This window comes from Citrobacter sp. Ce104 (assembly GCF_030334595.1).
Taxonomy (GTDB): domain Bacteria; phylum Pseudomonadota; class Gammaproteobacteria; order Enterobacterales; family Enterobacteriaceae; genus Citrobacter; species Citrobacter europaeus.
The window spans coordinates 147,529-161,269 of the sequence record NZ_JAOWDP010000066.1 but is presented as its reverse complement, the minus strand read 5'-3'; the positions used below and the strand labels follow the sequence as shown (position 1 = coordinate 161,269).

Annotated in this window: 13 protein-coding genes; 7 read left to right on the top strand and 6 right to left on the bottom strand. The window is 52.2% G+C overall.

Annotated elements, in window-relative coordinates; translation table 11 throughout:
* The first annotated feature begins 257 nt into the window (after positions 1–257).
* A complete protein-coding gene (gene mltA / locus OGW16_RS17090) occupies positions 258–1,355 on the top strand; it encodes a murein transglycosylase A (protein WP_003034021.1) in 1,098 nt (365 codons plus the stop codon).
* A gap of 134 nt (positions 1,356–1,489) precedes the next feature.
* Positions 1,490–2,296, top strand: a complete 807-nt coding sequence (gene tcdA / locus OGW16_RS17085; protein ID WP_047409008.1) for a tRNA cyclic N6-threonylcarbamoyladenosine(37) synthase TcdA — start codon at positions 1,490–1,492, stop codon at positions 2,294–2,296.
* A gap of 77 nt (positions 2,297–2,373) precedes the next feature.
* Here the strand turns inward: tcdA and csdE are convergent, their stop codons facing one another.
* Both csdE and csdA read right to left on the bottom strand, forming a co-directional pair.
* Positions 2,374–2,820, bottom strand: coding sequence for a cysteine desulfurase sulfur acceptor subunit CsdE (csdE, locus tag OGW16_RS17080; RefSeq protein ID WP_043017423.1), 447 nt, complete (start codon positions 2,818–2,820; stop codon positions 2,374–2,376).
* Positions 2,820–4,025 (bottom strand): cysteine desulfurase CsdA, encoded by a 1,206-nt coding sequence (gene csdA, locus OGW16_RS17075; RefSeq protein ID WP_286518641.1) that lies wholly within the window; start codon positions 4,023–4,025, stop codon positions 2,820–2,822. The genes csdE and csdA overlap by 1 nt, the downstream gene beginning before the upstream one ends.
* 192 nt (positions 4,026–4,217) lie before the next feature.
* On the opposite strand from csdA, the gene OGW16_RS17070 reads away from it, so the two are divergent.
* The 4 genes from OGW16_RS17070 to rlmM all read left to right on the top strand — a co-directional run bounded on the left by OGW16_RS17070 (position 4,218) and on the right by rlmM (position 7,233).
* Positions 4,218–4,445 carry a YgdI/YgdR family lipoprotein gene (locus OGW16_RS17070; protein WP_016154261.1) on the top strand — a complete coding sequence of 76 codons (228 nt, stop codon included), beginning with the start codon at positions 4,218–4,220 and terminating at the stop codon, positions 4,443–4,445.
* A gap of 363 nt (positions 4,446–4,808) precedes the next feature.
* Positions 4,809–5,726 carry a glycine cleavage system transcriptional regulator GcvA gene (gene gcvA, locus OGW16_RS17065; protein ID WP_043017421.1) on the top strand — a complete coding sequence of 306 codons (918 nt, stop codon included), beginning with the start codon at positions 4,809–4,811 and terminating at the stop codon, positions 5,724–5,726.
* Between the two features lie 18 nt (positions 5,727–5,744).
* On the top strand, positions 5,745–6,140 hold the full coding sequence (locus tag OGW16_RS17060) for a DUF423 domain-containing protein (RefSeq protein WP_005130969.1): 396 nt from the start codon (positions 5,745–5,747) through the stop codon (positions 6,138–6,140).
* Positions 6,133–7,233, top strand: a complete 1,101-nt coding sequence (gene rlmM, locus OGW16_RS17055) for a 23S rRNA (cytidine(2498)-2'-O)-methyltransferase RlmM (protein ID WP_043017420.1) — start codon at positions 6,133–6,135, stop codon at positions 7,231–7,233. The genes OGW16_RS17060 and rlmM overlap by 8 nt, the downstream gene beginning before the upstream one ends.
* Positions 7,234–7,268: 35 nt before the next feature.
* Here rlmM and fucR read toward each other — a convergent pair whose 3' ends face one another.
* The 4 genes from fucR to fucI all read right to left on the bottom strand — a co-directional run bounded on the left by fucR (position 7,269) and on the right by fucI (position 11,777).
* The gene (gene fucR, locus OGW16_RS17050) at positions 7,269–7,997 is read right to left on the bottom strand and encodes an L-fucose operon activator (protein ID WP_043017419.1); all 729 of its coding nucleotides are present in this window, start codon (positions 7,995–7,997) and stop codon (positions 7,269–7,271) included.
* Between the two features lie 57 nt (positions 7,998–8,054).
* Entirely contained in the window at positions 8,055–8,477 is a 423-nt protein-coding gene (fucU, locus tag OGW16_RS17045) for an L-fucose mutarotase (RefSeq protein ID WP_043017418.1), read from the bottom strand.
* Between the two features lies 1 nt (position 8,478).
* Positions 8,479–9,897 (bottom strand): L-fuculokinase, encoded by a 1,419-nt coding sequence (gene fucK / locus OGW16_RS17040; RefSeq protein WP_286518640.1) that lies wholly within the window; start codon positions 9,895–9,897, stop codon positions 8,479–8,481.
* 104 nt (positions 9,898–10,001) lie between these two features.
* Positions 10,002–11,777, bottom strand: a complete 1,776-nt coding sequence (gene fucI, locus OGW16_RS17035) for an L-fucose isomerase (protein ID WP_100194794.1) — start codon at positions 11,775–11,777, stop codon at positions 10,002–10,004.
* Positions 11,778–12,241: 464 nt separating this feature from the next.
* Between fucI and OGW16_RS17030 the strand changes: the two genes are divergently transcribed.
* On the top strand, positions 12,242–13,741 hold the full coding sequence (locus OGW16_RS17030) for a sugar ABC transporter ATP-binding protein (protein WP_043017415.1): 1,500 nt from the start codon (positions 12,242–12,244) through the stop codon (positions 13,739–13,741).

Below are 13,741 nucleotides of genomic sequence, written 5' to 3'. Positions count from 1 at the left end.
GACGACCTTCGGGTTATGAGCCCGACGAGCTACCAGGCTGCTCCACCCCGCGTCCGTGGATGCGCACTATACTCTGCTCGCATTTTCATGCAACCCTTTTTTCACCTTGATCACGTTTTTAGGGTGAAAATGAACAAAAACAACGCATTCTGGATTATTTTTTGCTCAAAATTTGCGTCGGGGTATGTATACGCATTTCATTAGGTACGGGGGTTTGTTATCTTCGTCTCGCATTCAGGCAACATAAGACGAGAACAATGAAAGGACGTTGGGCAAAATATCTTCTGGCGGGAGCAGTAGTCGCGATGCTCGCCGCGTGTTCCTCAAAACCCACCGATCGTGGGCAGCAGTATAAAGACGGGAAATTTACCCAGCCTTTCTCACTGGTGAACCAGCCTGATGCGGTTGGCGCACCAATCAATGCCGGTGATTTCGCCGAGCAGGTTAATCAAATTCGCAGCGCTTCGCCGCGTTTGTACGGTAACCAGAGCAACGTCTACAACGCTATCCAGCAATGGCTACGCGCGGGCGGTGATACGCGCAGTATGCGCCAGTTTGGTATTGATGCCTGGCAAATGGAAGGGGCGGACAATTACGGTAACGTCCAGTTTACCGGTTACTACACGCCGGTGATTCAGGCGCGCCATACGCGTCAGGGCGAGTTTCAGTATCCTATCTATCGTATGCCGCCAAAACGTGGGCGCTTACCCTCTCGTGCCGAGATCTACGCTGGCGCGCTAAGCGATAATTACATTCTGGCGTACAGCAACTCCCTGATGGATAACTTCATTATGGATGTTCAGGGCAGTGGTTACATCGATTTTGGCGATGGCAGCCCACTCAACTTCTTTAGCTATTCCGGGAAAAACGGCCACGCCTATCGCAGTATCGGCAAAGTGCTTATCGACCGTGGCGAAGTGAAAAAAGAAGATATGTCGATGCAGGCCATTCGCCACTGGGGAGAAACGCACAGCGAGGCCGAAGTGCGTGAGCTGCTGGAGCAGAACCCATCGTTTGTCTTCTTTAAACCGCAATCTTTTGCTCCGGTAAAAGGGGCCAGCGCGGTACCGTTGATTGGCCGTGCATCCGTGGCTTCTGACCGTAGTATCATTCCTGCGGGCACAACGTTACTGGCGGAAGTTCCGTTACTGGACAACAACGGCAAGTTTACTGGTCAGTACGAACTGCGTCTGATGGTGGCGTTAGATGTGGGTGGGGCGATTAAAGGGCAACACTTCGATATCTACCAGGGCATTGGGGCTGACGCCGGACACCGTGCCGGGTGGTATAATCACTACGGTCGCGTATGGGTACTGAAAACAGCGCCGGGTGCGGGTAACGTTTTTAGCGGTTAATTGCCGGATGGCGCTTCGCTTATCCGGCCTACATTATTGAGTAGGCCTGATAAGGCGTAGCCGCCATCAGGCAGTGATGCAGTCATCAAGGGCGGTATTTGTCCGCTCTTTTTGTTTTCTATATTTGAGGTTCTATGTCTGTGGTAATCAGTGATGCCTGGCGCCAGCGTTTTGGCGGTACGGCGCGTCTGTATGGCGAAAATGCGTTGCAGCTGTTTGCCCAATCGCATGTTTGTGTGGTTGGAATTGGCGGAGTGGGGTCATGGGCGGCGGAAGCGCTGGCGCGTACCGGCATTGGTGCCATTACACTTATCGATATGGATGATGTGTGCGTCACCAATACTAACCGCCAGATCCATGCTCTGCGCGATAACGTCGGCCTGGCAAAAGCTGAAGTGATGGCAGAACGTATCCGCCAGATTAACCCGGAGTGCCGTGTTAGCGTGGTCGATGATTTTGTTACGCCAGAAAACGTTGCTGAGTATATGAGTGCGGGATTTTCGTATGTCATTGATGCGATTGATAGCGTGCGCCCAAAAGCGGCACTGATTGCTTATTGTCGGCGTAATAAAATTCCGCTGGTGACTACCGGCGGTGCTGGCGGGCAGATCGACCCGACGCAGATTCAGGTCGTTGATTTGGCAAAAACCATTCAGGATCCGCTGGCGGCTAAGCTACGTGAGCGGCTGAAAAGCGATTTTGGCGTAGTGAAAAACAGCAAAGGCAAACTGGGTGTGGACTGTGTGTTCTCGACCGAAGCGCTGGTTTACCCGCAGGCAGATGGCTCGGTATGTGCGATGAAAGCGACGGCGGAAGGGCCAAAACGTATGGATTGCGCGTCCGGATTTGGCGCAGCCACTATGGTGACCGCCACCTTTGGCTTTGTTGCCGTCTCACATGCGCTGAAGAAGATGATGGCGAAAGCGGCGCGCCAACTCTGATAGTGTCGGATAGCGCTGTGCTTATCCGACCTACGGTTCGTGCGGTGTTGTAGGCCGGATAAGACACATCAGCGCCGTCATTCGGCTTTCTGAGCAGCCTCAAGAATAGCTTCGTTAAGAGCATGCAGGCCCTGGCTACGCGAGGCGCTAAGCTGCGCGCGTAAACCCAGTTCGTCAAATAATGCCATGGGCGAGTGCGCCAGTAACTCGGCTGCGGTTTTACCTTCGACCGCCGTGAGTAATACCGCCAACAGCCCGCGTACTATGCGACCTTCGCTGTCGCCGAAGAAATGCAGAGTGCCATTCTCATGAAGGGTATGTCCCAACCAGACGCGGTTTTCGCAGCCCGCAATTTCTTTGGCCTGTGCTTTTAGCGTATCCGGAAGCGCCGGCAACTGCTTACCCAGCAGAATCAGCTGGCGATATTTATCCTCCCACTGAGTGAGCGGGATAAAGGTATTGCGTAACGTCTCTTCGGTTACGGTTGTGCCAAACGGGTGTCCGGCGAACAGAGGGCTTGTCATTAATCCACCAATATTTCCAGCGCGCGGTCCACGGCTGTGACCAGCGCATCCACATCACTTTGGGTATTATAAGGTGCAAATGAGGCGCGTAGCGTCCCGGATACGCCCAGTTCTGCCAGCAGCGGTTGCGCACAATGTTGCCCTGCGCGTAGCGCAATGCCATATTCGGCCAGCAGAGTGACCATGTCACTGTGATGAACACCAGCGAAATCAAAGGCTAGCAGACTGGAATCCTGGCAGCGGAAGGAACGAAAGCCGGGGCGTTTTGCCAGCGCATCTTCTGCCAGCGTCGCCAGACCCCGGCTCCAGTTTTCGGCCTGCGCAACGTCGACGTCCGCCAGCCATTCGAGCGCCGCGCTCAGCCCGATAACGCCAGCAACGTTAGGCGTACCGGCCTCCAGCTTCCATGGCGCTGCCTGGGGGGTGAAACCATCAAAACTGACTTCACTAATCATCTTGCCGCCGCCGAGCCAGGGAGACATCGCTTCCAGTAGTTCAGGTTTACCGTACAGCACGCCAATGCCGGTCGGGCCATACAGTTTGTGGCCCGAGAATGCATAGAAATCAATATCTAACTGCTGTACGTCAGCAGGGAAATGGACAATACCCTGGGCGCCATCAACCATCACCACCATGTCAGCCGCATGGGCGAGCGTGATGGCGCGGGCCAGATCCGGGCAACCGCCGGTGACGTTCGACATCTGCCCGAGCGCCAGAATGCGGCTGCGGGGAGTAATGAGTTGCGCGAGGTTTTCAACATCTGGCAATAAATGGGCATTGAGCGGCAGCCGGACTACCTTAGCTCCCGTTTGCTCCGCCACCATCAGCCAGGGCACGAGGTTGGCGTGATGTTCTGCCACGCTAACGATAATCTCATCGCCCGGTTGTAAGCGCGGTCGCGCATAGCTTTGGGCAACTATATTAATCGCCTCGGTCGTGCCGCGGGTCCAGACGATTGTTTTGTCATCCGGCGCATTAATCAGACTTGCGACTTTTCCCCGCGCGGCTTCATAGCGTGCGGTCAGGCGTTGTGCTTCGGCAAACTGGCTGCGATGGACGTTCCCGGCGCTCAGGCTATAAAACTGGTGGGTAGCTTCAATCACCGCCTGCGGCTTCAGCGCCGTAGCAGCGCTGTCGAGATAAACGCCAGCATCGTTGAGTGCGGGAAATTGGGCGCGAAACTGCGCGGGGTTAAAAGCGTTCATGGTATTCCTCAGTTCAGTAAACCGATCGTGGCGCAAAAATGGCGCTGATACAAGAGTTGTGCTAACCATCGGAATACTCTGGATATCCTGGCAAAGTCCGCGCAGTGTCTTATGCTAATTAGCGTTAGGCGAGCAATTTTGCCTGTTACGGAGTGTATTTTTAATAGCATAAATCGCTTTAAGGAGAAGAAGATGAAAAAGACTGCCGCAATTATCTCTGCTTGTATGCTGACTTTTGCCCTGAGCGCCTGTTCCGGTTCGAATTACGTGATGCACACCAACGATGGTCGATCAATCGTGTCTGATGGTAAGCCACAGACTGATAATGAAACGGGGATGATTTCGTATAAAGACGCTAACGGCAACAAACAGCAGATTAACCGTACCGATGTGAAAGAGATGGTAGAACTGGATAACTAACCAGTCGTCCATCGACAAAGAGTCGGACAAAAAAAAGCACCGCAAGTTGGCGGTGCTACATTAATCACTATGGACAGACAGGGTAAATGTACAGGAAGTGAAAAAGGGTAGCCTTGCTACCATGGTCTGAATCGCAGACCAATTGCAAACACAACAACACAACATCACAACCGTAAGCCAAAAGCCCACCAGAACACGCATTCCGATAAAACTTTTCGTTCCGGCTTCAGGAAGTGCCGCCACTATAGGTATTTGCTGGTAGAACCTCAACGGACAATTTATAATGGCTCAGATAAAAAAAACTAATAGGTTACAGCCTGTTAGATAATTGTTAAATTCATTTAACATCAAAGCCTAAAAGTCATGTCAAAACGATTACCACCCTTAAATGCGTTGCGTGTTTTTGATGCTGCAGCGCGTCATTTGAGCTTTACTCGCGCAGCAGAAGAGCTTTTTGTGACGCAGGCCGCAGTAAGTCATCAAATCAAGTCTCTTGAGGATTTCCTGGGGCTAAAGCTGTTTCGTCGACGCAATCGATCTTTGCTGTTAACGGAAGAAGGCCAAAGTTACTTCCTCGACATCAAAGAGATTTTTTCGCAATTAACCGACGCGACGCGTAAGCTTCAGGCTCGCAGCGCAAAAGGTGCGCTCACCGTTAGTTTATTGCCCAGTTTTGCGATCCAGTGGCTGGTGCCCAGACTCTCTAGCTTTAACTCAGCTTATCCGGGAATCGATGTCAGGATCCAGGCGGTGGACCGTCAGGAAGACAAACTGGCTGACGATGTTGATGTGGCGATTTTCTACGGACGCGGCAACTGGCCGGGTCTGCGCGTTGAAAAATTGTACGCTGAATATTTATTGCCGGTCTGCTCGCCGCTATTATTGACCGGTGATAAACCGCTGAAGGCGCCTGATGACCTGGCTAAGCACACATTATTGCACGATGCGTCGCGTCGTGACTGGCAAGCCTATACGCGTCAGCTTGGCCTGAATCATATCAACGTACAGCAGGGACCTATCTTCAGCCATAGCGCCATGGTGCTACAGGCTGCTATCCATGGACAGGGGGTTGCGCTGGCGAATAACGTCATGGCGCAATCCGAAATTGAAGCCGGACGTCTGGTTTGTCCGTTTAACGATGTTCTGGTCAGCAAAAACGCATTTTATCTGGTTTGTCATGACAGTCAGGCAGAACTGGGTAAAATAGCCGCCTTCCGTCAGTGGATTCTGGCGAAAGCGGCCACGGAACAAGAAAAATTCCGCTTTCGTTATGAACAATAATTTACGTAGGGTATTCACATGACCAGCCGTTTTATGCTGATTTTTGCCGCCATAAGTGGCTTTATCTTTGTGGCGTTGGGCGCCTTTGGGGCACATGTTCTGAGTAAAACCCTCGGTGTCGTTGAGATGGGGTGGATCCAGACTGGCCTTGAGTATCAGGCGTTTCATACGTTGGCTATCTTTGGTCTGGCCGTCGCCATGCAGCGACGTATTAGCATTTGGTTTTACTGGAGTAGCGTGTTTCTGGCATTGGGAACGGTGCTGTTTAGCGGCAGCCTCTATTGCCTCGCGCTCTCTCATTTACGCCTGTGGGCGTTTGTTACCCCCGTTGGTGGTTTCAGCTTCCTTGTGGGCTGGGCGCTGATGTTAGTGGGCGCTATTAGATTGAAACGTAAGGGCGTTAGCCATGAATAAGGTAGTATTGTTGTGTCGCCCGGGTTTTGAAAAAGAGTGCGCCGCAGAAATTACGGATAAAGCAGGACGCCGGGAAATCTTCGGTTTTGCCCGCGTGAAAGACAATGCGGGTTACGTCATCTTCGAATGCTATCAGCAGGACGATGCCGAAAAGCTAGTGAAAGAGTTGCCGTTTAGCTCGCTGATTTTTGCTCGCCAGATGTTTGTGGTAGGCGAGCTACTGCAATATTTACCGCCGGAAGACCGTATTACGCCAATTGTCGGCATGTTGCAGGGCGTGGTGGAAAAAGGCGGCGATCTGCGTGTCGAAGTTGCTGACACCAATGAAAGCAAAGAGCTGGTCAAATTTTGCCGTAAATTTACCGTACCGCTGCGCGCGGCGCTGCGTGAAGCTGGCGTGCTGGCAAAGTATGAAACGCCAAAACGTCCAGTGGTTCACGTTTTCTTTATCGCTCCTGGCTGTTGCTATACAGGCTATTCCTTGCCTGACAATAACTCCCCGTTCTACATGGGTATTCCACGTCTGAAGTTCCCGGCCGATGCGCCAAGCCGTTCAACGCTGAAGCTGGAAGAAGCGCTGCACGTGTTTATCCCAGCTGATGAATGGGATGAGCGTCTGGCTAACGGAATGTATGCGGTGGATTTAGGCGCATGCCCCGGCGGTTGGACCTATCAACTGGTTAAACGCAACATGTGGGTTTATTCCGTGGATAATGGTCCGATGGCGCAAAGCCTGATGGATACCGGACAGGTTACATGGCTGCGCGAAGACGGATTTAAGTATCGCCCGAATCGTAACAACATTTCGTGGATGGTTTGCGACATGGTGGAGAAGCCCGCGAAGGTTGCCGCCCTGATGGCGCAGTGGCTGGTCAACGGCTGGTGTCGTGAGACTATCTTCAACCTCAAGCTGCCGATGAAAAAACGCTACGAAGAAGTGTCGCAAAATCTGGCTTACATTCAGGCGCAGCTTGACGAGCATGGCGTAAATGCCCAGATTCAGGCGCGTCAGCTGTATCATGACCGTGAAGAAGTGACCGTGCATGTACGTCGCCTGTGGGCTGCCGTCGGCGGTCGTCGCGACGAGCGATAAGATAAAATTGAAGGCCGGATCAAGGCATAACCGCCTTATTCGGCCTGAATTGTTTCAATCAGCGGCGTATCCGAAACAATATGCGTCACATCATCCAGATGCCCAATCCGGGCCTCCCCCGAACGATTAAATTTGCTTTTATCAATCAGCAATAATGATTGCGCTGCACGCTTAAGCAAGATGGACTTGAAGTCGGCGTTGGTCGCATTTGAGTCCCAGAGCGCGCCGTCGCGGTCGATCCCTTCGCAGGAAAAAATAAACAGGTCGATGTCGAGTGGTTTGAGCTGCGAGATAAGCGAGGGGTTAACGTAGCATCCGTATTTACGCTCGAGGCGACCGCCGGAGCTGATAAGCTGAATGTGTTCACGTTTAGCCAATTCCTGGCAGATGGGCTGGCTGTTGGTAAAAACGTGAATGTTGATGTCCGGTAACTGTCGCGCCAGATACCAGCAGGTTGAGCTGGCGTCTAAGGCTATCACCATACCTTCTTCGATCCATGCCAGCGCTTCGCGGGCAATATGTGCTTTGTGGGCATAGTGGCTTTTGCGTCGCATATGAAACGGGTCGCCGCTGTCCTGATCTTCCCGGTGAATCACTTTGGCCCGCCCGTGATTACGCAACACTTTTCCCTGGGCTTGTAACTCACTGAGATCGCGGCGGATGGTCTCTCTGCTGACGTTAAGCTGCAAAGAAAGGGCTTCGGTTGTCAGACTTTTGTGGTGAGTAAGTAGATCTACAATTGCCTGCTGGCGCGCCGCTTTCATGTTCTGATCCTTATCTTTTGATGAATGCCCGTAGCTGACGGGCATTCAGACCAGAGATTACGGCGTTACCCCTTTTTTTAATAGAATATTCCCGTACTTTGCCCGCTCTCCTGTGATAACGATCGCAAACGCCTGTTGCGCGCGGTCATAGAAGGCATAGCGGTCAATACGTGTGATATCTGGGCAGGGGGTTTGTAGTGAAAGCGCCTGACGATAACGTGACTCGACATCAGGATCGAGGGTGTCGCCTTCAACAGCGGCCATCATCACCAGTGGTGGGGCGTAGCTGTCCAGTTCAAACAGTGGAATAATCGCCTGCAGCAGATCGCTGACCAGTAGACCATCTGCGCGAATGACCTGCGGTCCCATGCTGTGGGCCGGGAAGTGGGCATCGGAAAAGATAATCTCATCACCGTGTCCCATTTCAGCCAGCACCTTCAGTAGATCTGGGGAAATTAAGGGAGATATTGTTTTGAGCATGTTACACGACTCCTGTCAGTTCGGATTCGGTTTGCGGATAGAAGTAACGGTATTGGTAGCACACCTGCGTGCGTGCCTGTTCGGGAGAGGTAAATTCCCCGATGCCTGACCAGGCAAACATCGCGGCCCCGGCCACGGTGGTTTCGGCATCATCCAGCACTTTGACAGGGATCCCGAGTACATTCGCTTTGATCTGATTCCACAATGCGTTGCGGCTTCCTCCACCAACCAACAGCAGTTCCGTGGCCTGAAAATGACCGATTTTTTCCAGCGTGTGCAGATTTCGCTGCAACTGTTCTGTGAGCGCTTCCAGCGCGGCGCGATAAAAGTGCCCGCGGGTGGTATTGAGCGTAACCCCTCGCCAGCCCGCATTCTGACAGGCCAACAAGTCGCAGTGCATCTTCACCCCTTCGGCACCTGCGGGAATAGCCAGGGCTTCATCAATCAGCGTCTGCCAGGGGGTGTCGGCAGTCCACAGTAGCTTACGTACCCACTCGAGAACACCGGAAGCCAGCCACTGCATGCCGGGGTTTTTCAGTCCTGCCTGGCTATCCAGTTCACAGGTGGAACCCGCATAATGGCTGAGCTGGGAGGTATCTACCTGTGCACTGCGCACCATCAGAATCTCCCATGTGCCGGAAGAGAGCACCGGTTCATCGGGCTGCGCCCCTGCGCCAAATAGCGCAAACTGCGTGTCGTGTCCGGCAGAAATGACCGGAATACCCGCCGCAAGCCCGAGCTGGCTGGCGGCCTCTGGCTGCAGAATCCCAATCTGTTCGCCAGCTTCTACCAGGCGTGGGAACAGACGACGCGGTATGCCTGTTGCTTGCAAAATGTCATGACTAAAATCGCGCTGGCGGATATCCAGCATCTGGCTGGTGCCCGCCATGGTGATATCGGTGGTGAACTCGCCGGTTAATCGGTGGTTGATAAGCGATGAGATAAATAGCCAGGCATGCGCCTGTTCCAGTAATTGCGGATGGTTTTCTTTGAGCCACACCAGTTTATACAGCGTATTAAAGCTAAACGCGCCGACGCCGGAGATTTCCTGCAACTGCTGCAGTGACATATAGCGGTGGATAGTTTCCATTACCGCTGCGGTGCGTGGGCATTTCCAACTGATTACCGGATACAGTTGCTTGCCGGTTTTATCAACCAACGCGCCGTCTACGCCGAAGGTGGTGACGGCGATCCCGCGGATATGGCAGGCGGCCAGCTGCGTTTTGAGTCGCTGACAGCATTCGGCGAAGCGTTGCAGAATGGCCTCCAGCGACCATTGATGCCAGCTACTATTTTCTGTTGCGGTGTCGCTGGCATTCGGGGTCGCAGCGCGGGCGACAATCTTTCCCTGTCGGTCAACGGCGATTGCCCGCACGTTGGTCGCGCCGCAATCGAGGACCAGAATAACGTCTTGTTTCATAATCGCTCCCGAGACGTTGCCGGATGGCGGCGTAAACGCCTTATCCGGCCTACACGTTGTGCTCCTGTAGGCCCGGTAAGCTTGCGCCACCGGGCGGAGTCGCATTAACGCTTATACAGCGGGCCGTAGTTCTGGCAGGCGCGATAATCCTGGCCTTCCATATCCATTCCGTGGGCTGCCCAGGCTGAAGGACGGTAAATTTTCTCGTCTTCCACGTTGTGCATGCAAACCGGGATACGCAGCATGGCGGCGAGCGTAATAAAGTCCGCGCCCACGTGACCAATCGTCAACACACCGTGGTTTGCGCCCCAGTTTGCCATCACTGAATAGACATCGCTGAACGGGCCTTTACCGGTTAAGCGCGGGGCAAACCAGGTGGTCGGCCAGGTAGAGTTGGTACGCGCATCGAGCTGGTCATGCATATCTTTCGGTAATTCCACGCTCCAGCCTTCCGCGATTTGTAGCACCGGCCCCAGGCCTTTGATGATGTTGATGCGAGTCATGGTGAACGGCACGCCACCCTCGGTCAGGAAGCGAGAGGAGTAGCCGCCGCCGCGGAAGTATTCGTGAATAGCCGGACACCATTCGGTTGCCGCCAGGCAATCATCGACCTCTTTCTGCGCGATCTCCCAGTGCGGCTTCATAGTCGGTTTCCCTGCGCCGTCGCGCTGTTTGCAGGAGCCGTCCAGTGCTGCCGAGCCGGAGTTAATCAGGTGAATAATGCCGTGCTCAGCAAGGCCGGTCAGTGGTTTCCCCGTGACGCGTTCAACCGCCTCTGGCGACCAGTAGGTGCGCACATCGGCAAAGACCTGCGCCGTGCCGGTGAGTTGATGACCAAACAGCATCGCCACGCCGTTCAGGCTGTCGTTTTCGGTGGCGACAACAAACGGTTCGCGTATGCCATTCCAGTCAAAGGAGCTGTTGAGCAGGGCTTCGGCGGTATCACCATTCGGATATTGATCGGTCCAGTGACGCTGGCCCTGGAAGCCTGCGGCAATCGCGTTGTACCCCAGCGACTCTTCAATCCGACCTTTGTCGGCCAGCTTCTGGTTACCCTGCATCATGTCGCGAATGCACATGGCCATCAGCAGACTTTCTTTCAGCACAGCCCGGCTTTGCTCTGCGTTACGCTTATATTGCTGCGCATTCTGATCCTCGCCGTAGCGGAAGTTTTTGTCCGCCCAGGCCAGCGCCATTTCCAGCTCAGCTTCATCATAGATTTTTTGGTCGATGCGACGACGCAGTTCAGTCATATCAACGGGTTGAACCTTCATTCCCAGCCAGGATTCAAAGAAGTTATGATCGACAATTGAGCCGGCAATGCCCATTGAAACGCCGCCTACGGACAGATAGCTTTTGCCCTTCATACTGGCAACTGCTAAGCCCGCGCGGGCAAAACGCAGCAATTTTTCTTCCACATCGGCAGGGATCGTGGTGTCGCCGGCATCCTGAACGTCATGGCCATAAATAGAGAAGGCGGGAAGTCCTTTTTGATTATGCGCAGCCAGTGCAGCGGCCAGATAAACGGCCCCCGGACGCTCGGTACCGTTGAAGCCCCAGATAGCTTTCGGGCGCATCGGATCCATATCGATTGTTTCGCTACCGTAGCACCAGCATGGGGTAACAGTGATTGTCACGCCCACATTCAGGCTGCTGAATTTTTCTTCGCAGGCGGCAGATTCAGCCATCCCGGCAATGCAGGTATCGGCGATCACACATTCAATTTGCGCGCCGCAGGCGTGACGAAGTTTCTCAGCGATCAGCGCAGCGGTGGCTTTAGCCATATTCATGGTTTGCTCTTCGAGCGATTCGCGAACACCCATACGGCGCCCATCAATCACCGGACGAATGCCAATTTTCGGCAAGCTATTTTTTTTCATTCGAGGTTCCTCATCTCACTTTATGCCGTGCTGCAAAAGCGGATTTTGAACACCACCGTCGCAGTTGGCTGAATAACCCATTTTTGCTAACTCGAGTTAGCTTAGGTATTAGAGAGTTTTTTGCACAACTTTTTTGTTGTGGAACTGTGAGAGGCTTCACGAGAAGTGGTTAAAATTCGATCTGCGTCAAATAAACCAGGTCGCATTTTTTTAGATAAATTCTTTAAAATTAATTGGTTGCAATAAATTGTCTGTTCAGCGTCACAGTTTTAAACCAAATGATTTGGCTAATTTGAGTAGCTAAAATAGCTTTAAAAGGCAATTCGCTAACTCGAGTTAGCATGATTGATAAAACGCATATGAACGTGAAGGTAGTATTCGCATTAACGGTGACGATGGCTTCCTGGCAACGTTTTTTCGCCTGATTCACTGATTGCAGTTTCTGTATATTGAGGAAAGCAGCAATGTCTGAAACATTTTTACAGATGAGTCATATTACGAAACGTTTTCCCGGCGTATTAGCGTTGAGTAATGTGGATTTTGCTTTACGCAAAGGTGAGGTTCATGCGCTGCTGGGTGAGAATGGCGCAGGAAAGTCTACGTTGATGAAGATTTTATCCGGTGTTTATCAGCCTGATGAAGGAGATATTATTTTCGAAGGGCAACCTGTTACTTTTGCGAACCCACTGAGCGCACAAAGCGCAGGTATCACTATTATTCACCAGGAATTCAATCTATTCCCTGAACTCACAGTAGAAGAAAATATATTTATTGGCAGGGAGTTTTGCAAAAATAATCGCTGGCGTCTGGATGAAAAACAGCAGCGACAGGCCGCTATCGATATTTTGCAAAAATTAAACCTGAATATTTCACCAGAAACGCTGGTGGCCGATCTGACCGTCGCGCAACAACAAATGGTTGAGATTGCTAAAGCGATATCGGTGAATGCCAAGATCCTTATTATGGATGAACCGACGGCGGCACTGACGGAAACGGAAATCGACAGCTTATTTCAGGTGACCCGTTTGTTGAAGGAACAGGGAACAGGCATTGTTTATATCTCGCACAGGCTGGAGGAACTGGCGCTGATAGCCGACCGCGCGACGGTGATGAGGGATGGTCAGTTTATTGCCACCGTAGATTATGATGCGGTTAAAATTAGCGATCTGATTGCCATGATGGTTGGGCGTGACCTCGGCAATATCTATCCTCGTCGTGGACCTTTGGCTCAACGTAAGCCGGTGTTGGAAGTAAGTGGTCTGACGCGCAATGGCGTACTGAACAACATTGATTTCACCCTGTATCAGGGCGAAATTTTGGGCTTTGCCGGCTTGATGGGCGCAGGGCGTACTGAGCTGGCGCGGGCGATTTTTGGTGCGGATCCCATTGATGGCGGAACTCTCAAGCTAAACGGCAAAGTTACGGTAATTAAAGATATTCCTGATGCTATCAAACAGGGCATCAGCTATTTAACCGAGGACAGAAAAAAAGAGGGGCTGGCATTAGGGCTGTCCGTTGAGCGCAATATCATGTTGGGCAATTATCCTGAGTATTCCGACCGTTATGGCAATGTGGACAGCAAACGTTGTCAGAAAACCAGCGAGGAACAGGTTAAGGCCCTACGTATTAAAACACCACATTTAGAGCAGGCAGCACTGAATTTAAGTGGCGGTAATCAGCAGAAAATTATTATTGCCAGATGGGTATGTAAAGATACCGATATTCTCATCTTTGACGAACCAACTCGCGGTATTGATGTGGGTGCCAAACTTGAAATTTATGAATTAATGAATCGACTGGTGGCAAAAGGGAAGTCAATTATCATGATTTCCTCTGAATTACCGGAAGTGCTGGGTATGTGCGATCGCATTTTAGTGATGCGTAATGGACGTATTACCGGGGAGTTAGCTTCTGATGACGCCACACAAGAAAAAATCATGCAATATGCGACGTTAGAGGACTAA